This is a genomic window from Streptomyces sp. NPDC033178 (assembly GCF_055577685.1).
Genome location: NZ_JBVIPT010000026.1, coordinates 90,078 through 108,682, shown reverse-complemented (window position 1 = coordinate 108,682; position 18,605 = coordinate 90,078). Strand labels below are relative to the sequence as shown.

Genomic DNA, 18,605 nt, shown 5'->3' with positions numbered 1-18,605 from the left:
CCACCGGACCGGCCCTTGCCACCCCCGGACCGGATCGGCCTCGCCGCCCACCGCACCGGTTCCCGCCACCCCTCCCGATACGGTCGAGGAGTGACGGAAACACCTGCCAAGCCCTCCGCCGGGGAACCTGCCCCGGAACTCTTCACCTGGGAGTTCGCGACCGACCCCTACCCGGCGTACGCCTGGCTCAGGGAGCACGCCCCCGTGCACCGGACGAAACTCCCCAGTGGAGTAGAAGCCTGGCTGGTCACCCGGTACGCGGATGCCAAGCAGGCCCTGGCCGACGGCCGGCTCAGCAAGAACCCCGCCCATCACGACGAGCCCGCGCACGCGAAGGGGAAGACCGGTATCCCCGGCGAGCGCAAGGCCGAGCTGATGACGCACCTCCTCAACATCGACCCGCCCGACCACACCAGACTCCGGCGACTGGTCAGCAAGGCGTTCACACCTCGGAGAGTGGCCGAATTCGCGCCCCGGGTGCAGGAGTTGACCGACCGGCTCATCGACGGGTTCGTGGAGAAGGGGGAAGCCGACCTCATTCACGAGTTCGCGTTTCCGCTCCCCATCTACGCCATCTGCGATCTGCTGGGCGTCCCACGCGAGGACCAGGACGACTTCCGGGACTGGGCCGGAATGATGATCCGGCACGGAGGAGGGCCGCGCGGGGGCGTGGCGCGGTCGGTGAAGAAGATGCGCGGCTATCTCGCCGAGCTCATCCATCGCAAGCGCGAGGAGTTGACGGAGGTACCCGCCCCGGGCGAGGACCTCCTCTCCGGTCTCATCCGGGCCTCCGACCACGGCGAGCACCTCACCGAGAACGAGGCCGCCGCGATGGCCTTCATCCTCCTGTTCGCCGGGTTCGAGACGACCGTGAACCTGATCGGCAACGGCACGTACGCGCTGCTCACCCACCCCGAGCAGCGGCAGCAGCTCCAGCAGTCCCTCGCGGCCGGCCGTACGGACCTTCTCGCGACCGGTGTCGAGGAACTGCTCCGCTACGACGGGCCGGTGGAACTGGCCACCTGGCGGTTCGCCACCGAACCGCTGAGCATCGGCGGGCAGGACATCGCCGCCGGCGACCCCGTGCTCGTCGTGCTCGCCGCCGCCGACCGCGACCCCGCCAGGTTCGCCGAGCCCGACACCCTCGACCTCTCCCGCCGTGACAACCAGCACCTCGGCTACGGCCATGGCATCCACTACTGCCTCGGCGCGCCCCTCGCCCGGCTGGAGGGCCAGACCGCGCTGGCCACGCTCCTCACGCGCCTCCCCGATCTGCAACTCGCGGGAGATTCTGCCGATTTGCGATGGCGTGGGGGGCTCATCATGCGGGGATTGCGCATGCTTCCGGTGGAGTTCGCCCCTTCGGGGAAGGTCCGTACGGACTAGCAGACGGGTCGACGGAACATGAGACTCCGTCAAGTTTGTGATCTTCACGTTATCCGCGCTGCATCGACTTGTGACAAGAGTTCGACTGCCTATACGTTCACCCATCAATGCGGCCGGTCCCACCTGCCGCAGCAGTCACAAGCACAGTCATCGGGCTGTGCGTTGTGCGCAGTCCCTGCTGTCACGCGAAAGGCAACCGCATGCTCTCCGGGAACGGTCGTCACCGTCGCCCCCGTCAGGCTCCGGCTCTCCTCGTCGCGGCGGGCGTGACCGGGTCGGCCATCGCGATCCCTCTGCTCGGTGCGACCGGCGCGAGCGCCGCAAGCGGCACCACCTGGGACGCGGTCGCGGAGTGCGAGAGCGGCGGCTCCTGGAGTGCGAACTCCGGCAACGGGTACTACGGCGGCCTCCAGATGACCCAGGAGACCTGGGAGGACCACGGCGGCCTCGACTACGCGCCGAGCGCCGACCAGGCCAGCCGTTCGCAGCAGATAGCCGTCGCCGAGAAGATCCTCGCGGCCCAGGGCACGAGCGCCTGGGCCACCTGCGGTCTCGTCGCGGGTCTGACCCAGAACTCCGACTCGGCCGACGTCGACACGGGAGTCGCGGACGACACTCCCACTCCGTTGTCCGGCTTGGGCATGGAGGACGGCACCAACGGGACGAAGTCCGACACGTCCGGTTCATCCGACTCGTCCACTGACAGTGGCGACAGCGCGGACTCACAGAATTCCGACAGCCCCTCCACGGGTGCCACCGCAAAGAGTGACGACTCGGACAAGTCGTCCCAGAACGGGGAGGCTTCGGCCGAGGCGAGTGAGGGTGCCGGGTCGGAGGACACCGGCTCCGGCCGCCACCGCGGTGGCAGTGCCGACGAAGGTGCCGCCGACTCCCGTACCGACGACTCCGCCGGCCGGCACGCCTCGCGCAGCGACAGCGAGTCGCGCGTCGCCGCCGAGGGCTCGTACGCCGTGCGTTCCGGGGACAGTCTCTGGGGGATCGCCGACTCCCTTGGCGTCAAGGGCGGATGGCGGGCGCTCTACGCCGAGAACAAGGAAGCCGTCGGCGACGACCCGGACTTCATCATCCCCGGTCAGAGCCTCGACGTGGAGGGCCTGCAGACGGCGGACAAGTAGCGGTCCGCGCGGTGTGCCATGTGGTCATCAAGGCGTCGAATCGGGCGAAAAACAGCGGTAGTTCGCGTTGAATGTCCGATTTGGTGAAAGTGAGACATGGATCTCAAGACCCTGATCGTCTTTGAAATTCGGCGGATCGCGTGTCTACGGTCGTGACCGCTCGCCACTGGTGAGCCCCGATGGTCGCAACGCCGAATCCTGCCAGCGGCCGTACGGGAACAGTCGTCGCGTCAAGCGCCGTAGGCAGGAGCGGGGGACCCAAGGTAAGTGCCGGACCCGGTCGTTGAGGCCAGGTACGGCTTGGGGTTAAGCCGCGTGACAGCAGTCGCGCGGCCGGGCAACTCACTCGGCCCGAACCCGACAGCTCACCTCGCAGGCGTCGGTGAGGGGATCACTTCATGCTGCTTTCCGGCAAGGGCAAGCACCGCCGCCCGTCCAAGGCCACCCGCATTGCCACGCTGGCCGGTGTCACCACCGCCGCCGTCGCCGTCCCGCTGATGGGCGCCACGGGAGCCTCCGCCGCCACCGCTTCCGAGTGGGACGCCGTCGCCCAGTGCGAGTCCGGCGGCAACTGGTCGATCAACACCGGCAACGGCTACTACGGCGGCCTGCAGTTCTCGGCCTCCACCTGGGCCGCGTACGGCGGCACGGCGTACGCCTCCACCGCCAACCAGGCCTCCAAGTCCCAGCAGATAGCCGTCGCCGAGAAGGTCCTCGCGGGCCAGGGCAAGGGTGCCTGGCCGAGCTGTGGCGTGGGCCTGTCCGGCGCCTCGACCGGTGGCGCCACGACTCCCTCGGACTCGGGCAACTCCGGCCAGGGCGCCTCGCAGTCGCAGCCGCAGCAGAGCACCAAGTCCTCCGAGGAGCGCGCCTCGCGTTCCCAGGAGCGCTCGACGGCGAAGAAGACCGTCGAGACCCCGACCGGCAAGAAGGTCGAGAAGGGCGACGGTGAGTACAAGGTCGTCAAGGGTGACACCCTCAGCGAGATCGCCGAGAAGAAGAACGTCAAGGGCGGCTGGGAGAAGCTGTACAAGCTGAACGACGACATCGTCGACGACGCCGACTTCATCTTCCCGGGCCAGCAGCTGCACCTCAGCTGACACCCGTCGGCCGCGACCCCCACTTCGATCGTCCGGACGTCATGTCACCTCACGTGACGGCCGAGGCCCTGGCCGCTCAGCCTCGGCCGGATCTCCGGTCCATATTCGAATCGCGGCTGAACCACAGTGCCCTCACATCCGTGTCCCCCATAGTGGAGGCCTCGTGAGGGCCACCCCCGTCCCCCACGGGCTCCCCGCTCCGGTGCGTGTTCCCCCGTACGCACCGGGGCGGGGCTTTTCGTTCCCGCGCTTCCCTCTTCGGCGTTCCCACGCTTCCCTCTCGCTTTGTTCCGTTCGGAAACAATTTACTCTCGGTTCTGTCCAGGAGGCGGTCGAGGGCTGGCCGAACCCCGGCAGCCGGTTAGGCTCATGCCGCGGGGCCACCACAGGTCCGCACCCAACCGGGCCTTCGGCCCGGAACAGCTTGCGTCACATCCCAGAAGGAGATGCTCGTGCCGTCCATCGACGTCGTCGTAGCCCGGGAAATCCTGGACTCCCGAGGCAACCCCACGGTCGAGGTCGAGGTCGGCCTCGACGACGGCAGCACGGGTCGTGCCGCCGTTCCGTCCGGCGCCTCCACCGGTGCCTTCGAGGCTGTTGAGCTCCGTGACGGAGACCCCAACCGCTACCTCGGCAAGGGTGTCGAGAAGGCCGTCCTCGCCGTCATCGAGCAGCTCGGCCCGGAGCTCGTCGGCTACGACGCCACCGAGCAGCGCCTCATCGACCAGGCCATGATCGACCTGGACGCCACCGACAACAAGGGCTCGCTCGGCGCCAACGCCATCCTCGGCGTCTCGCTCGCCGTCGCCCACGCCGCGTCCGAGGCGTCCGACCTCCCCCTCTTCCGCTACCTGGGCGGACCGAACGCGCACCTGCTGCCGGTCCCGATGATGAACATCCTCAACGGTGGGTCGCACGCCGACTCCAACGTCGACATCCAGGAGTTCATGATCGCCCCGATCGGCGCGGAGTCCTTCTCCGAGGCCGTGCGCTGGGGCGCCGAGGTCTACCACACCCTCAAGAAGGTCCTGAAGAGCCGCGGCCTGTCCACCGGCCTCGGCGACGAGGGCGGCTTCGCCCCGAACCTCGGCTCCAACCGCGAGGCCCTGGACCTGATCCTCGACGCGATCAAGGAGGCCGGTTACATCCCCGGCCAGCAGGTCGCCCTCGCGCTCGACGTCGCCGCCTCTGAGTTCTACAAGGACGGCAAGTACCTCTTCGAGGGCAAGGAGCGCTCCGCCGCCGAGATGACGGAGTACTACGAGGAGCTCGTCGCGGCCTACCCGCTCGTCTCCATCGAGGACCCGCTGTACGAGGACGACTGGGCCGGCTGGAACGTCATCACCGAGAAGCTGGGCGACAAGGTCCAGATCGTCGGCGACGACCTCTTCGTCACCAACCCGGAGCGCCTCGCCCGCGGCATCGAGGAGGGCTCCGCCAACGCCCTGCTCGTCAAGGTCAACCAGATCGGCTCGCTGACCGAGACGCTGGACGCCGTCGAGATGGCCCAGCGCAACGGCTTCAAGTGCATGATGTCCCACCGCTCCGGCGAGACCGAGGACGTCACCATCGCCGACCTCGCCGTCGCGGTGAACTGCGGCCAGATCAAGACCGGCGCCCCGGCCCGCTCGGACCGCGTCGCCAAGTACAACCAGCTGCTGCGCATCGAGGAGATCCTCGACGACGCGGCGGTGTACGCGGGCCGTTCGGCCTTCCCGCGCTTCAAGGGCTGAGCCTTCCCGCAGTTCCGCTCCGCGGACATCGGGCACAGCAAGGGCTGAGCACGGCCCTTCGGCCGGGGTGACAGCCCCGTCGTACGTACGTCCCCGTACTCGGTCCCGTACCGTGTGCGGGGACGTACGTACGTGACGGGCTCGGCGGGCTCGACGTACTCGACGGGTTTGTACCGGGGAGGCGGGACAGATGGCCGTGAAGGACCGCGACCGGTTCTCCACCTCGACCAGGCTGCGGCTGCTCGGTGAGCAGACCGCCGCCCGCGTCTACCGCTCGCAGACCAAGCGGCAGGCCCGCCGCTCACGGCTGACCGGCCGGGCGGCACTCCTCGCCCTCGTCCTGTGCACGCTCGTGGTGGCCCTCGCCTATCCCATAAGGCAGTACGTCTCCCAGCGCGCCGAGGTCGCCGACCTCCAGCGCGAGCGGGAGGAGGCCCGCCGGCGGGTCGAGCAGCTGCGCGACCTCAAGGCGCGGTGGCAGGACGACGCGTACGCCGAGCAGCGCATCCGGGAGCGGCTGCACTACGTGATGCCGGGCGAGACCGGCTACATCGTGATCGACCCCGACGCGGCGAAGAAGACGCGTACGGATCAGACGGCGGCCGACCGGGCCTGGTACGCCAACGTCTGGGACGGCGTCGACAAGGCAGACGCCGCCGACCGGTGACCCGACCGGTGACCCCGGTGATCCAGCCGGTGGTTCGCCGGTGATCCACTCAGAGAACTGACTAGAGAGACTTACCCACAGGCATGCAAACGCCCCCGCCGCCCACCCCGCGCACCGAGCCCACCGACGCGGATGTCGAGGCCTTCAAGCAGCAGCTCGGGCGGCCGCCGCGCGGGTTGCGCGCGATCGCGCACCGCTGTCCGTGCGGGCAGCCGGACGTCGTCGAGACGGCTCCCCGGCTGCCGGACGGGACCCCCTTCCCGACGACGTACTACCTGACGTGTCCCCGGGCGGCCTCCGCCATCGGGACGCTGGAGGCGAACGGCGTCATGAAGGAGATGACGGACCGGCTCGCCACGGATCCGGAGTTGGCGGCCGCGTACCGGGCGGCGCACGAGGACTACATCGCTCGGCGCGACTCCATCGAGGTGCTCGAAGGCTTTCCGAGCGCGGGCGGTATGCCGGACCGGGTGAAGTGCCTCCACGTCCTGGTCGCCCACTCCCTGGCCGCCGGGCCCGGGGTGAACCCCCTGGGCGACGAGGCGCTCGCGATGCTGCCGGAGTGGTGGCGCAAGGGGGCGTGCGTGGTGCCCACCGAGGTGTGATTTTGCCCCCGCCGCCCCTACCCGTTCCCTTCCCCTGGGGGCTGACGCCCCCAGACCCCCACTGAAAACCAGCCCCTCCGGCGTTTGAGGAGCGGGGGTTCGGGGGCGGAGCCCCTGAGCAAGGGACGGGAATGGGTAGGGGCGGCGGGGGCGAGGAAAAGCCCGGACGGCCCCCGGACACGATCGCAACAGGAGACCACCACTCATGACTCGCGTCGCCGCCATCGACTGCGGTACCAACTCGATCCGCCTGCTCGTCGCGGACGCGGATCCGGCGACGGGGGAACTCGTCGACCTGGACCGCCGGATGACGATCGTCCGGCTGGGACAGGGCGTCGACCGGACGGGCCGACTCGCCCCGGACGCGCTGGAACGAACCTTCGCGGCCTGCCGCGAATACGCGGCGATCGTCAAGGAACACGGCGCGGAACGCCTCCGCTTCGTGGCAACCTCCGCCTCCCGCGACGCAGAGAACCGCGACGAGTTCGTACGAGGAGTCCTCGACATCCTGGGCGTGGAGCCCGAGGTCATCTCCGGCGACCAGGAGGCGGAGTTCTCGTTCACGGGCGCCACCAAGGAGCTGACGGGGCGGGACGACCTCGCCAAGCCCTACCTCGTGGTGGACATCGGCGGCGGCTCCACGGAGTTCGTCGTGGGTGAGGACCACGTCCGCGCCGCCCGCTCGGTCGACATCGGCTGCGTACGGATGACGGAGCGGCACCTCGTGCAGGACGGCGTGGTCAGTGACCCGCCCGCGCGGGAGCAGATCGAGGCGATCCGCGCCGACATCGAGGCGGCCCTCGACCTCGCCGAGGAGTCGGTGCCGCTGCGCGAGGCCCGTACGCTCGTCGGTCTCGCCGGATCCGTGACCACCGTCTCGGCGATCGCCCAGGACCTCCCGGAGTACGACTCCGAGGCCATCCACCACTCCCGGGTCTCCTACGACCGGGTCCGCGAGATCACCGAGCGGCTGCTGTCGGCCACCCACGCCGAGCGTGCCGCGATCCCCTCCATGCACCCGGGCCGGGTCGACGTCATCGGCGCCGGCGCCCTCGTACTGCTCTCGGTCATGGAGCGGATCGGGGCGGACGAGGTGGTCGTGAGCGAGCACGACATCCTCGACGGCATCGCGTGGTCAGTGGCCTAGAGCCGGCCTGGAGTGCCCCTCGACTGAGCAGGTCGCATGACGTATGAGCGCCCCGGAAGGCCTCTGAACGGTCTTGGAAACGGCCCCGGGAACGCCCCGTCGGAAAACTTCGTGAAGTTCTTCACAAGAGAATCGGCCCTGTTGGGCGAGGTTTTCGTCCCTATGGGTCCCCCGGGGCCCCCGAGCGGCCCAGGAGCATGATCAACAGGGTGTTCCGCGAGTGCCGCGATCGTATGAAAAAGGGGGCTGGTTCGGAGGGGTCGAACAGCCGGAGCGGCAGCTCACGCGGCATTGACAACGGCCCGCATCACGCGCTGGTTCCCCTGCCCGACCATGACCTCGCTCATGTGGGCCGCGCAGTGTAGCAGAGGGTGTGAAGAAGCTTGTGAAGGGGCGCACGAGCGACCCCCCTGGGGCAGGTGGATACTCGATGGCATGAGCACCACGGAGCGTCCCAGGATCCTCGTAGTAGGCGGTGGGTACGTAGGCCTGTACGCAGCTCGGCGCATTCTCAAGAAGATGCGCTACGGCGAGGCGACCGTCACGGTCGTCGACCCCCGGTCGTACATGACCTACCAGCCCTTCCTCCCCGAAGCCGCCGCCGGCAGCATTTCGCCTCGGCACGTCGTCGTCCCGCTGCGACGCGTGCTGCCCAAGGCGGAAGTTCTGACCGGCCGGGTCACGACCATCGACCAGGACCGCAAGGTCGCCACGATCGCCCCCCTCGTGGGCGAGGCGTACGAGCTGCCTTTCGACTACCTCGTCATCGCGATGGGCGCGGTCTCGCGCACCTTCCCGATCCCCGGCCTCGCCGAGCAGGGCATCGGTATGAAGGGCATCGAGGAGGCCATCGGCCTGCGCAACCACGTGCTGGAGCAGCTGGACAAGGCCGACTCCACGACGGACGAGGACGTGCGGCGCAAGGCGCTCACCTTCGTCTTCGTCGGCGGTGGCTTCGCCGGTGCCGAGACCATCGGTGAGGTCGAGGACATGGCCCGGGACGCGGCCAAGTACTACAACAACGTGTCGCGCGAGGACATGCGGTTCATCCTCGTCGACGCCGCAGACAAGATCCTTCCCGAGGTCGGCCCGAAGCTCGGCCAGTACGGCAAAGAGCACCTCGAAGGACGTGGGGTCGAGGTCTACCTCTCCACCTCCATGGACTCCTGCGTCGACGGCCACGTGGTGCTGAAGAACGGCCTGGAGGTCGACTCCAACACCATCGTGTGGACGGCCGGCGTCAAGCCCAACCCGGTGCTCTCCCGCTTCGGTCTGCCGCTCGGTCCCCGTGGTCACGTGGACACGCAGACCACGCTCCAGGTGCAGGGCACGGACTACGTCTGGGCCGCCGGCGACAACGCCCAGGTGCCGGACCTCGTCGGCCGCAAGGCCGGCAACGAGAACGCCTGGTGCCCGCCGAACGCGCAGCACGCGCTGCGTCAGGCCCGCGTCCTCGGCGACAACGTGATCTCCGGTATGCGGGGCTTCCCGCAGAAGGACTACAGCCACGCCAACAAGGGTGCGGTCGCCGGTCTGGGCCTGCACAAGGGCGTCGCGATGATCGTCATGGGCAAGATGAAGATCAAGCTCAAGGGTCGTCTTGCCTGGTACATGCACCGGGGCTACCACGGGCTGGCCATGCCGACGTGGAACCGGAAGATCCGCGTCTTCGCGGACTGGACTCTCGCGATGTTCCTGAAGCGTGAGGTTGTGTCGCTCGGGGCCATGGAGACTCCTCGTGAGGAGTTCTACGAGGCTGCGAAGCCGGCGCCTGCGGCTGCCGCGAAGGCCGAGTCGGCGTCCGCGCCGTCGGTCGCCAAGACCGAGGAGAAGGCCAAGGCCTCCTGACCTCCGGTCACCTGTTCCACCCCGAAGGGGGCCTCCCGCCATCCGTGGTGCGGGAGGCCCCCTTCGGCGTTCTTATCTCGCCCCCGCCGCCCCTACCCATTCCCGTCCCTTACTCAGGGGCTCCGCCCCCGAACCCCCGCTCCTCAAACGCCGGAGGGGCTGAAGATTTCGCGGCCCGGGCCGACACTTTCAGCCCGTCCGGCGTTTGAGGACGAGGCCGTTCAGGCCGTTCAGGCCGATCAGCGGGGGTCAGGGGGCGGCAGCCCCCAGGGACGGGACGGGTAGGGGCGGCGGGGGCGACAACGCTTGGGTTCGAGGGTCGTCGGCCCCGCGGTTTGCGTGTTGGGTGCATGTATTTTGCTCAGAAGTAACGCTTTGGCGGGACTGCGCATCGGGCCCGTTGGTGTTTACGTGGTGTTGGAGTCTGTGGGATCCCTCGTCACGGAGGTGTGCGTCATGCAGGACGCGGCGCTGCGGCTGAAGGCGCTGATGGAGCAGTTGCTGGGAGCCCCGCTCCCGGTGCGCATTCGCGCCTGGGACGGCTCGGAGGCGGGACCGCCCGAGAGCCCCGTACTCGTCGTACGGAACCGCCGGGCCCTGCGCCGACTGCTCTGGAAGCCCGGCGAACTGGGCATGGCCCGCGCCTGGGTGGCCGGAGACCTGACCGTGGACGGCGATCTGTACGCCGTCCTGGACGTCATGGCCGGGCTGGTGTGGGAGCGCGGCGAGGACGCCCGGACCCTGCGCGAGGCCCTGCGGGATCCCGAGGTGCGGGCCGCCGTGTGGGGGCTCGTGCGGATGGCGGGGCCGCCACTGCCCCCCGCACCGCCCCGCGAGGAGGTGCGCAGGCGCTCCCATCTGCACACCAAGCGCAGCGACAGACGGGCGATCAGCCACCACTACGACGTGGGGAACGACTTCTACGAGATCGTCCTCGGGCCGTCCATGGTCTACTCGTGCGCCTACTGGGACTCCCCGGACGGCACCCTGGAGGACGCCCAGCGCGACAAGCTCGGACTCGTCGCCCGCAAACTCGACCTGAAGCCGGGCATGCGGCTGCTCGACGTCGGCTGCGGCTGGGGCTCGATGGCCATCCACGCCGCCCGCGAGTACGGCGTGAGCGTCGTCGGCGTCACCCTGTCCCAGGAGCAGGCCGCGTACGCCCGCAAGCGCGTCGCGGAAGAGGGGCTCACCGACCGGATCGAGATCCGCGTCCAGGACTACCGCGACGTCACCGACGGTCCGTACGACGCGATCTCCTCCATCGGCATGGCCGAACACGTCGGCAGCGACCGCTATCTGGAGTACGCGCGGGATCTGTTCGCCCTGCTGAAACCGGGCGGACGGCTCCTCAACCACCAGATCGGGCGTCGGCCCCGGCGCGACGAATCGGCGTACGAGATCGACGAGTTCATCGACGCGTACGTCTTCCCGGACGGCGAACTCGCTCCGGTCGGCGGGACCGTGAGCCGGCTGGAGACGGCCGGGTTCGAGGTCCGTGACGTCGAGTCGCTCCGCGAGCACTACGCGCTCACGCTGCGCCGCTGGGTCGCCAACCTGGAGGCGGACTGGCCGAACGCGGTCCGGCTCACCAGCCCCGGCCGGGCCCGGGTCTGGCGGCTCTACATGGCTGCCTCCGCCCTTGCCTTCGAGCGGAACCGGATCGGGGTGAACCAGGTGCTGGCGGTGCGGACGCCCGAGTCGGGGGCGTCGGGGATGCCTCTTCGGGCCCGTACCTGGAATCACGAGTAGCACTCGGGCGGTCTTTCCGGTTCGGCAGGGGTGCAGAAGGGGCCCGTTCCTTGTGGAACGGGCCCCTTCCCGGTGCTTCGTGCTGACCGCCGCTACTCCGACTTGATCGCCGTCAGCATGTTCAGACGCGCCGCACGGCGGGCCGGCCACAGGGCCGCGAGGATGCCGACCGTCGCCGCCAGGAGCAGGAAGACGGCCATCCGGGCCCAGGGCAGGACCAGTTCGTACGTCGGCATCTTGCCGGCCAGGAGTTCACCGGCCGCCCAGCCGAAGAACACGCCCAGGCCCACGCCGAGCACGCCGCCGAAGAGCGAGATGACCAGGGACTCCAGACGGACCATCCGCTTGATGCCCTTGCGGTCGAGGCCGATCGCGCGGAGCATGCCGATCTCCTGCGAGCGCTCGAAGACCGACATCGCGAGCGTGTTGATGACGCCGAGGACGGCGACGATGACCGCCATCGCCAGCAGGCCGTACAGCATGTTCAGGATCAGTGTGAACATCTGCGCGATCTCGTTGGAGACGTCCTGCTTGTCCTGGACCTTGATGGCCGGGTTGTTGCCGAGTGCCTTCTCCAGGCCGTCCTTGGTCGCGTCGGACGCGCCACCGGACGTCTTCACCATGACCTGCATGTCGGCCGGGTCCGCCTGGTCCGCCTGGTGCGGGGCGAGCGTCGCGGTGTCGATCATGATGCCCCGGATGAGTTCGTTGCCCTCGTAGATCCCGGAGATCGTCAGCTGCTGCTTCTTTTCGTCCTCGAACGAGGCCGTGAACGTCGAACCGGCCTTCCAGCCGTGGTCCTTGGCCGTCTCGTCGTCCACGACGACCTGCGCGCCGCCGACCTTGAAGGAGCCGTTGTCGACCTTCAGGTCGGTCAGCTCGCCGATCGTGGAGCCCTTCACACCCGTCAGGTACTCGGTCCGGTCGTCGATGCGGGCCGGCGCGTTGCGCAGGGGGCTGGTGGCGGTGACGTCCTCCACCTTGTCGAGCTTCTTCTCGACGTCGGGGGAGAGGGAGCTCATGTTCGCCATCGAGACCACGTAGTCCGCCTTCAGCGCGGCGGTGGCCATCTTGTCGATCGACGTCTGCAGGCTGCCCGCCATCACCGTCATGCCCGTGATGAGCGTGAGGCCGATCATCAGCGCGGAGGCGGTGGCGGCCGTGCGGCGCGGGTTGCGTACGGAGTTCTGGCGGGCCAGCTTGCCCGAGACGCCGAAGATGCGCAGGACCGGGGCCGCGGCGGCGATCAGCGGGCGGGAGAGGAGCGGCGTGAGGATGAAGACGCCGATGATCAGCAGGACCGCGCCCAGGCCCATCGGGGCCTGACCGTCCGAGCCGTCCATCGTCGTCGCGTAGAGGACCACCGCGATGCCCGCCGCGGAGAACAGGGCGCCGAGGGTGTTGCGCAGGACGAGCGACTTGGCCGTCGCCGCCGCGTGCACCGAGCTCATCGCCGCGACCGGCGGGATCTTCGCGGCGCGGCGGCCCGGGAGCCAGGCGGCGAGCATCGTGATGAGGATGCCGACGGCGAACGCCGTGACGACCGTGCCCGGTGAGATGACCAGCGGGCCCGCCGGGACGGTTGCGTCCAGCATGCCCATCAGGCTGCGCAGGCCCGCGCCGATGCCGATGCCGGCGATCAGGCCCGTGACGGCCGCGACCGTGCCGACCACGAACGCTTCGAGGAGTACGGAGCGTGTGACCTGCTTGCGCGAGGCGCCCACGGCTCGCAGGAGCGCGAGTTCCTTGGTGCGCTGGGCGACCAGCATGGTGAAGGTGTTGGCGATGATGAACGTGCCGACGAACAGGGCGATGCCGGCGAAGACCAGGAGGCCGGTCTTGAGGCCGCTCATCGACGACTCGATCATGGCGGCCTGGTCGTCGGCGAGCTGCTGCCCCGTCGTGGTGGAGGCGATGTCCTTCGGGAGGACCTTGTCGAGGCTCGTCCGGAGGGCGGTCTGGCTGGTGCCCGGGGCCGCCTTCACGTCGATCTCGTCGTACGTGCCGGTCTTGTGGAACAGCTGTTGTGCGGTGGCCGTGTCGAAGAGGGCGAGGCTGCCGCCGGCGGCGACGTTGCCGTCGTCCGTGGTGAAGACGGCGGTGATGGTGGGGGTGAGGACCGGGCCGTCGATCGAGATCCGGATCGTGTCGCCGACCTTGTAGCCGGCGCGCTCGGCCGTTTCGGCGTCGATCGCGACCTCGCTCTTGCCGGTCGGGGCCCTGCCGCTGTCGAGCGGGTAGCGGGGGTCCTTGTCGCCCCAGTAGTTGCCGCCCTGCGACTGGAAGCCGCCGCCGATCAGCTTGCCGTCCTTGTCGGCGATCGCGGTGAAGCCGGTGACCACGCCGATGGCCGACTCGGCGCCGGGGGCCTTGGCGGCCTTGTCCAGCAGCGCCTGGGTGAGCTCCGGGTCCTTGCCGAGCCTGTCGCCCTCGGCTTCCCTGGATTCCGGCTGGACGGCGACGTCGACCTGGTCGAAGCCCTTCGCCGAGCTCTTCTGGTACGCGTCGGAGATGGTGTTGGTGAAGACCAGGGTGCCGGAGACGAACGCCACGCCCAGCATCACGGCGAGCACGGTCATCAGCAGCCTGGCCTTGTGCGCCAGCACGTTGCGCAGGGCGGTACGGAACATGTCTTCTCAGTCCAGGTGTACGAGGTGTACGAGGTTTGGTGGGGCGCAGGGGCACGCCTGTGGTGCGGGTCCGGGCGACTGCACGTCGGTGGGTGGTGCGCCTGCCGCTGGGGGGCGTGCCCGTTCAGGGGCGTGGGGAACTGCGTGGTCAGCCACTCGCGGCCCGCGGACGGAACGCGACACGGGAGAGCGCGCCTAGCTGGTGCGGCCCTTCGCGTCGAACTGCTTCATGCGGTCCAGGACCGCGTCCGCCGTGGGGGTGTGCACCTCGTCGACCACGCGGCCGTCGGCCAGGAAGATGACGCGGTCGGCGTACGCGGCGGCCACCGGGTCGTGGGTGACCATGACGACGGTCTGGCCCAGTTCGCGTACGGAGTTGCGGAGGAAGCCGAGGACTTCGGCGCCCGAGCGGGAGTCGAGGTTTCCGGTCGGCTCGTCGCCGAAGATGATGTCCGGGCGGGACGCCAGCGCGCGGGCCACGGCGACGCGCTGCTGCTGGCCGCCGGAGAGCTGGGAGGGGCGGTGGGAGAGGCGGTCGGCCAGGCCCACCATCCGGATCACGTTGTCGAGCCACGCCTTGTCCGGCTTGCGGCCCGCGATGTCCATCGGAAGGGTGATGTTCTCCAGGGCCGTGAGAGTCGGCAGGAGGTTGAACGCCTGGAAGATGAAACCGATCTTGTCCCGGCGCAACTTGGTGAGCTGCTTGTCCTTGAGGGAGCCGAGTTCGGTGTCGCCGATGCGGACAGAGCCGGACGAGAAGCTGTCCAGGCCGGCCACGCAGTGCATCAGGGTGGACTTGCCGGAGCCGGAGGGGCCCATGATCGCGGTGAACTCGGCCTGCCGGAAGTCGACGGAGACCCGGTCCAGGGCGACCACCTGGGTCTCCCCCTGTCCGTAGACCTTGGACAGTTCCGAGGCGCGGGCTGCCACCGTGGTGGCACGGTCGGCGAGGGGCATGGTGGTCACGGGAGGGTGCTCCTTGTCGGTACGACGACGAGTGAGGACGACCGTTCCATCGTCTGTGCCGATCGGCGCCGTGTAGTCACCCGCTGTTCTGGTTCCGAAGGCAGCCTTGGGTCGGACCCGGCGAGCCCGTGTCATACCTGGGGATGACGTCCGTCCCTGAGAGGGAATCGGCGACGGTTCGTCAGGTTCCGCTCGTTCGGGCGGTGAAATCACGTCATTCCCCATACGCCGTCAAGCTTCGGTCGAAGGGCATTTGGCATGTGCGGATGGCGCGTACCGTGGGCTGATGCACCCTCAGACGTCAATAAAATAAGACAACATCGGGCTGCCCTTCCGCTGTTCGGGGGATCTGTCCCGATAGGCTCGGAACACTCGACGCGGAGCCCATGGCCTGCCCGGATGGTGGAATGCAGACACGGCGAGCTTAAACCTCGCTGCCCCTCGCGGGCGTACCGGTTCAAGTCCGGTTCCGGGCACCTCCGACACTTGCGCTTTTTCCGGCGTATCCCAATGAAGGGTGCACCCTTCATTGAAGACTTCACCTCGCAACCGTTGACAGTGGGTTCTGTCCGTCGGAAACTCAGCGTAGCGATTTGGTGAATTAAATTTCACTGGGCGAACGGAGCGAGTCGATGCGTACCACCGTCGGGATCATCGGGGCCGGACCGGCCGGGCTGCTGCTGGCGCGGCTGCTGCACAACGCGGGGATCGACTCCGTCGTGCTGGAGAGCCGGGACCGGGCCTACGTGGAGCATCGGCAGCGGGCCGGGATCCTGGAGCAGGGGACCGTGGACGTGCTGCGGGCCGCGGGCGCCGGTGAGCGCATGGACCGTGAGGGGCTGCGGCACGACGGCATCGAGCTGCGGTTCGACCGGCGGCGGCACCGGGTCGACTTTCCCGCCCTCACCGGTGGGCGGTCCGTGATGGTCTACGCCCAGACCGAGGTGTGCAAGGACCTCATCGCGCTGCAGCTGAAGGAGGGCGGTCCGCTGCTCTTCGAGGCGGAGGCCCTCGCCGTGGAGGGGGCGGACACCGATGCCCCGCGGGTGCGGTTCCGGCATGAAGGGCGCGAGGACGTGCTGGAGTGCTCGTACGTGGTCGGGTGCGACGGGTTCTGGGGGGTCGCCCGCAAGGCGATTCCCTCGGAGCTCACCCGGGTCTTCGAGCGGACGTACCCGTTCGGGTGGCTTGGGATCCTCGCCGATGTGCCGCCCTCGCACGACGAGCTCGTCTACGCCCGGCACGACCGTGGCTTCGCCCTGTTGTCCATGCGGTCGCCCGTCGTCTCGCGGCTCTACCTCCAGGTGCCCGAGGGCACGGACGCGCAGGAGTGGGCGGACGAGGAGATCTGGGACGAGCTGGAGCGGCGGTTCGAGACGGGGGACGGGTGGCGGCTGGAGCGGGGGCCCATCACGCAGAAGTCCGTCACCCCCATGCGCAGCCACGTGCACGAGCCGATGCGGTACGGGCGGCTCTTCCTGGCCGGTGACGCCGCCCACATCGTGCCGCCGACCGGCGCCAAGGGGCTGAACCTCGCGGTCGGTGACGTCGTCACCTTCGCGCGGGCTCTGGCGTACGAGAAGGAGACCGGGTCGGCCGAACGGCTCGACGCGTACTCCGAGACCTGTCTGCGGCGGGTGTGGCAGGCCGAGCGGTTCTCGTACGAGATGACGACGCTGCTGCACCGCACGGCCGACGCGACGCCGTTCGAGGACCGGATCCAGCTCGCCCGGCTGGCGCGGATCGCCGGCTCGCGGGCCGCCGAGCAGGACCTCGCCGAGGGATACACGGGCTTCCCGCTGGAGTGAGATGCCCCGGAAGAGGGAACCGGAACAGTGCGTACCGGCGTTGTAGCGGTGCGGGGAATGCCGGGTCCCGACCCGGTGTTCCCGGTCACAAGAGGGGAAAGATCCTCCCCAGGCACTAGAGGCTTTCTTTTGCCTACCCATTACTCTTGAGCCAAGGCCACGCAGGGTGGCCATGGAGGAGTGAAATGAGGAGCAGCAACCCGGTCTTCTCGCGACGGGGGTTCAGCCGCGACAACGGCTACGCGGGCTTCAACACCGCGCCGCAGGCCGGGGGCCCCGCTGTCGGAACGCAGGGGAACCCGTACGCGGGCACCCCGCACGCCCCGCAGGGCGGCAACCCGTACGCGCAGAATCCTTACGCCCCGCAGGACCTCCAGCACGGCGCGCCGCCGCAGGCCCCGCCCGCCGCCGGCCGTATGACGATGGACGACGTCGTCACGCGTACGGCCATGACGCTCGGCACGGTCACCGTCGGTGCCGTGCTCGCATGGGCCCTGCTGCCGGTCACGTCGAGCAGCTTCGGCCTGGCCATCGGCTCCGCGCTGATCGCGATGGTCTTCGCGCTGGTGCAGGCCTTCAAGCGCAAGGCCTCGCCCCCGCTGATCCTGGCGTACGCCGCCTTCGAGGGCGTTTTCCTCGGCGTGATCAGCGAGATGTTCAACAGCCGGTGGAGCGGCGCGCCCTTCCAGGCCGTGCTCGGCACCATGGCGGTGTCCGGCGCCACCCTGCTGATCTACAAGGCGGGCTGGATCCGCGTCACCGCCCGGTACGCGCGCATCGGCATGGCCATCGCCATCGCCTTCGTGCTCGTCATGGCGGTCAACCTGCTGCTGGTCGTCTTCGGTGTCGCCGATGACGGCGGGCTGCGGAGCATGGGCCCGCTGGGCGCGATCGTCGGCATTCTCGCGATCGTCCTCGGTGCGTTCTTCCTGACGCTCGACTTCAAGCAGATCGAGGACGGCATCGCCTACGGTGCCCCGCGCGAGGAGTCCTGGCTGGCCGCCTTCGGCCTCACCATGAGCCTCGTGTGGATCTACCTGGAGATGCTGCGCCTGGTCGCGATCTTCAGCGGCAACGACTAGCAGGACCGCAGTAGGAAGGGCCCGCGAACCTCGGTTCGCGGGCCCTTCCGTGTTTTTCGGGTGCTGGAGCTGAGCGCAACGGCTCAGAGCAGTTTGCGCGCGGCCCTCCTCAGGTCGTACTCGTGAATGATCGCCTTGGCGTGGCCGTACGCGAGGTCGTGCTCGGCGCGGAGCCAGCTGACCTTCTCCTCGAAGCGGAAGAGGGCGGGGCCTTCGTCGACGGTGCGCAGCCAGTCGGAGATCTCACGACCGGTGCAGTGGGGGATGCGGGCGAGCAGATTGCGATGGGTCTCCTCGGAGAAGACTTGGGACATCGGCGCCTCCGGACGCATGGGATGTAAGCCGGTCCTTCAAGTCACCGTGCCTGAGCGTTGGCCTGTTGGCAACAGTCCAGATGAGGCGCGTAGGGTCGGCGCGTGCTTGATACGACGCCTTTGACGCGGGCCGTGGAACATTTCGCCGACCGGTTGCGGGCCGCTCCGCAGAGCCGGTTGCAACGGGGGGCCGCCGCGGAAGCGCTGGGGCTGGCCAGGGAGTTGGCACTGCGTGCCCAGCGGCTGGAGGATCCCTTGCGGGAGCCTCTGGAGATGCCGGACGCGGGGATGTTCGCCGCGGCGGATCAGATCACTCTGGCCGGGAACGATCTGGCTGTTGTGCTGACTTCCGAGGACGGGGTCGCGGAAGCGGTGCGGGTTGTCGAGGAGGCGCAGAAGAGAGCGGGGGTCTGAGGGGTTCCCGCGTCGCT

15 protein-coding genes, 1 tRNA gene and 1 riboswitch are annotated in these 18,605 nt (G+C 68.9%); of the genes, 13 read left to right on the top strand and 3 right to left on the bottom strand.

What is annotated here, in order from left to right:
• The first annotated feature begins 90 nt into the window (after positions 1 to 90).
• The 9 genes from ACZ5VQ_RS43905 (at position 91) to ACZ5VQ_RS43865 (ending at position 11,374) form a co-directional block, all read left to right on the top strand.
• Entirely contained in the window at positions 91 to 1,386 is a 1,296-nt protein-coding gene (locus ACZ5VQ_RS43905; RefSeq protein ID WP_469109888.1) for a cytochrome P450 family protein, read from the top strand.
• Positions 1,387 to 1,586: 200 nt separating this feature from the next.
• Positions 1,587 to 2,522, top strand: coding sequence for a transglycosylase family protein (locus ACZ5VQ_RS43900; protein WP_469109887.1), 936 nt, complete (start codon positions 1,587 to 1,589; stop codon positions 2,520 to 2,522).
• Between the two features lie 225 nt (positions 2,523 to 2,747).
• Positions 2,748 to 2,916, top strand: a riboswitch (cyclic di-AMP (ydaO/yuaA leader).
• 4 nt (positions 2,917 to 2,920) lie between these two features.
• Positions 2,921 to 3,622, top strand: coding sequence for a transglycosylase family protein (locus tag ACZ5VQ_RS43895; RefSeq protein ID WP_469109886.1), 702 nt, complete (start codon positions 2,921 to 2,923; stop codon positions 3,620 to 3,622).
• 452 nt (positions 3,623 to 4,074) lie between these two features.
• Positions 4,075 to 5,355 carry a phosphopyruvate hydratase gene (eno, locus tag ACZ5VQ_RS43890; RefSeq protein WP_186001238.1) on the top strand — a complete coding sequence of 427 codons (1,281 nt, stop codon included), beginning with the start codon at positions 4,075 to 4,077 and terminating at the stop codon, positions 5,353 to 5,355.
• A 190-nt stretch (positions 5,356 to 5,545) separates the two neighbouring features.
• Positions 5,546 to 6,022 carry an FtsB family cell division protein gene (locus ACZ5VQ_RS43885; protein ID WP_362075755.1) on the top strand — a complete coding sequence of 159 codons (477 nt, stop codon included), beginning with the start codon at positions 5,546 to 5,548 and terminating at the stop codon, positions 6,020 to 6,022.
• Between the two features lie 83 nt (positions 6,023 to 6,105).
• Complete coding sequence (locus ACZ5VQ_RS43880; RefSeq protein ID WP_469109885.1) at positions 6,106 to 6,627, top strand: DUF501 domain-containing protein; 522 nt, start codon at positions 6,106 to 6,108, stop codon at positions 6,625 to 6,627.
• A 205-nt stretch (positions 6,628 to 6,832) separates the two neighbouring features.
• The gene (locus ACZ5VQ_RS43875; RefSeq protein WP_469109884.1) at positions 6,833 to 7,774 is read left to right on the top strand and encodes a Ppx/GppA phosphatase family protein; all 942 of its coding nucleotides are present in this window, start codon (positions 6,833 to 6,835) and stop codon (positions 7,772 to 7,774) included.
• 435 nt (positions 7,775 to 8,209) lie between these two features.
• Positions 8,210 to 9,622 carry an NAD(P)/FAD-dependent oxidoreductase gene (locus ACZ5VQ_RS43870; protein ID WP_469109883.1) on the top strand — a complete coding sequence of 471 codons (1,413 nt, stop codon included), beginning with the start codon at positions 8,210 to 8,212 and terminating at the stop codon, positions 9,620 to 9,622.
• 456 nt (positions 9,623 to 10,078) lie between these two features.
• The gene (locus ACZ5VQ_RS43865; RefSeq protein ID WP_469109882.1) at positions 10,079 to 11,374 is read left to right on the top strand and encodes a class I SAM-dependent methyltransferase; all 1,296 of its coding nucleotides are present in this window, start codon (positions 10,079 to 10,081) and stop codon (positions 11,372 to 11,374) included.
• A gap of 92 nt (positions 11,375 to 11,466) precedes the next feature.
• Here the strand turns inward: ACZ5VQ_RS43865 and ACZ5VQ_RS43860 are convergent, their stop codons facing one another.
• A complete protein-coding gene (locus ACZ5VQ_RS43860) occupies positions 11,467 to 14,004 on the bottom strand; it encodes an ABC transporter permease (protein WP_469109881.1) in 2,538 nt (845 codons plus the stop codon).
• A 195-nt stretch (positions 14,005 to 14,199) separates the two neighbouring features.
• Entirely contained in the window at positions 14,200 to 14,970 is a 771-nt protein-coding gene (locus ACZ5VQ_RS43855; RefSeq protein ID WP_469109880.1) for an ABC transporter ATP-binding protein, read from the bottom strand.
• A gap of 393 nt (positions 14,971 to 15,363) precedes the next feature.
• Here ACZ5VQ_RS43855 and ACZ5VQ_RS43850 point away from each other — a divergent pair.
• From ACZ5VQ_RS43850 to ACZ5VQ_RS43840, 3 genes are all read left to right on the top strand, one after another.
• Positions 15,364 to 15,446 (top strand) — tRNA-Leu (locus ACZ5VQ_RS43850).
• A gap of 156 nt (positions 15,447 to 15,602) precedes the next feature.
• Positions 15,603 to 16,778, top strand: coding sequence for a 4-hydroxybenzoate 3-monooxygenase (locus ACZ5VQ_RS43845; RefSeq protein WP_469109879.1), 1,176 nt, complete (start codon positions 15,603 to 15,605; stop codon positions 16,776 to 16,778).
• Between the two features lie 185 nt (positions 16,779 to 16,963).
• Positions 16,964 to 17,860, top strand: coding sequence for a Bax inhibitor-1/YccA family protein (locus ACZ5VQ_RS43840; protein WP_143639052.1), 897 nt, complete (start codon positions 16,964 to 16,966; stop codon positions 17,858 to 17,860).
• Between the two features lie 83 nt (positions 17,861 to 17,943).
• On the opposite strand, the gene ACZ5VQ_RS43835 is transcribed toward ACZ5VQ_RS43840, so the two are convergent.
• Positions 17,944 to 18,174, bottom strand: coding sequence for a DUF4287 domain-containing protein (locus ACZ5VQ_RS43835; protein ID WP_103550712.1), 231 nt, complete (start codon positions 18,172 to 18,174; stop codon positions 17,944 to 17,946).
• A 102-nt stretch (positions 18,175 to 18,276) separates the two neighbouring features.
• Here ACZ5VQ_RS43835 and ACZ5VQ_RS43830 point away from each other — a divergent pair, with 102 nt between their 5' ends.
• On the top strand, positions 18,277 to 18,588 hold the full coding sequence (locus tag ACZ5VQ_RS43830; RefSeq protein WP_189837141.1) for a hypothetical protein: 312 nt from the start codon (positions 18,277 to 18,279) through the stop codon (positions 18,586 to 18,588).
• Positions 18,589 to 18,605 lie beyond the last annotated feature (17 nt).

Excerpts from the sequence above, each read along its gene's own strand:
- ACZ5VQ_RS43835 (WP_103550712.1), bottom strand. The coding sequence starts at position 18,174 with ATGTCCCAAGTCTTCTCCGAGGAGACCCATCGCAATCTGCTCGCCCGC.
- ACZ5VQ_RS43865 (WP_469109882.1), top strand. The coding sequence starts at position 10,079 with ATGCAGGACGCGGCGCTGCGGCTGAAGGCGCTGATGGAGCAGTTGCTG.
- ACZ5VQ_RS43895 (WP_469109886.1), top strand. The coding sequence starts at position 2,921 with ATGCTGCTTTCCGGCAAGGGCAAGCACCGCCGCCCGTCCAAGGCCACC.
- ACZ5VQ_RS43860 (WP_469109881.1), bottom strand. The coding sequence starts at position 14,004 with ATGTTCCGTACCGCCCTGCGCAACGTGCTGGCGCACAAGGCCAGGCTG.
- ACZ5VQ_RS43870 (WP_469109883.1), top strand. The coding sequence starts at position 8,210 with ATGAGCACCACGGAGCGTCCCAGGATCCTCGTAGTAGGCGGTGGGTAC.
- ACZ5VQ_RS43840 (WP_143639052.1), top strand. The coding sequence starts at position 16,964 with ATGAGGAGCAGCAACCCGGTCTTCTCGCGACGGGGGTTCAGCCGCGAC.
- ACZ5VQ_RS43885 (WP_362075755.1), top strand. The coding sequence starts at position 5,546 with ATGGCCGTGAAGGACCGCGACCGGTTCTCCACCTCGACCAGGCTGCGG.
- ACZ5VQ_RS43845 (WP_469109879.1), top strand. The coding sequence starts at position 15,603 with ATGCGTACCACCGTCGGGATCATCGGGGCCGGACCGGCCGGGCTGCTG.
- ACZ5VQ_RS43900 (WP_469109887.1), top strand. The coding sequence starts at position 1,587 with ATGCTCTCCGGGAACGGTCGTCACCGTCGCCCCCGTCAGGCTCCGGCT.
- ACZ5VQ_RS43880 (WP_469109885.1), top strand. The coding sequence starts at position 6,106 with ATGCAAACGCCCCCGCCGCCCACCCCGCGCACCGAGCCCACCGACGCG.
- ACZ5VQ_RS43875 (WP_469109884.1), top strand. The coding sequence starts at position 6,833 with ATGACTCGCGTCGCCGCCATCGACTGCGGTACCAACTCGATCCGCCTG.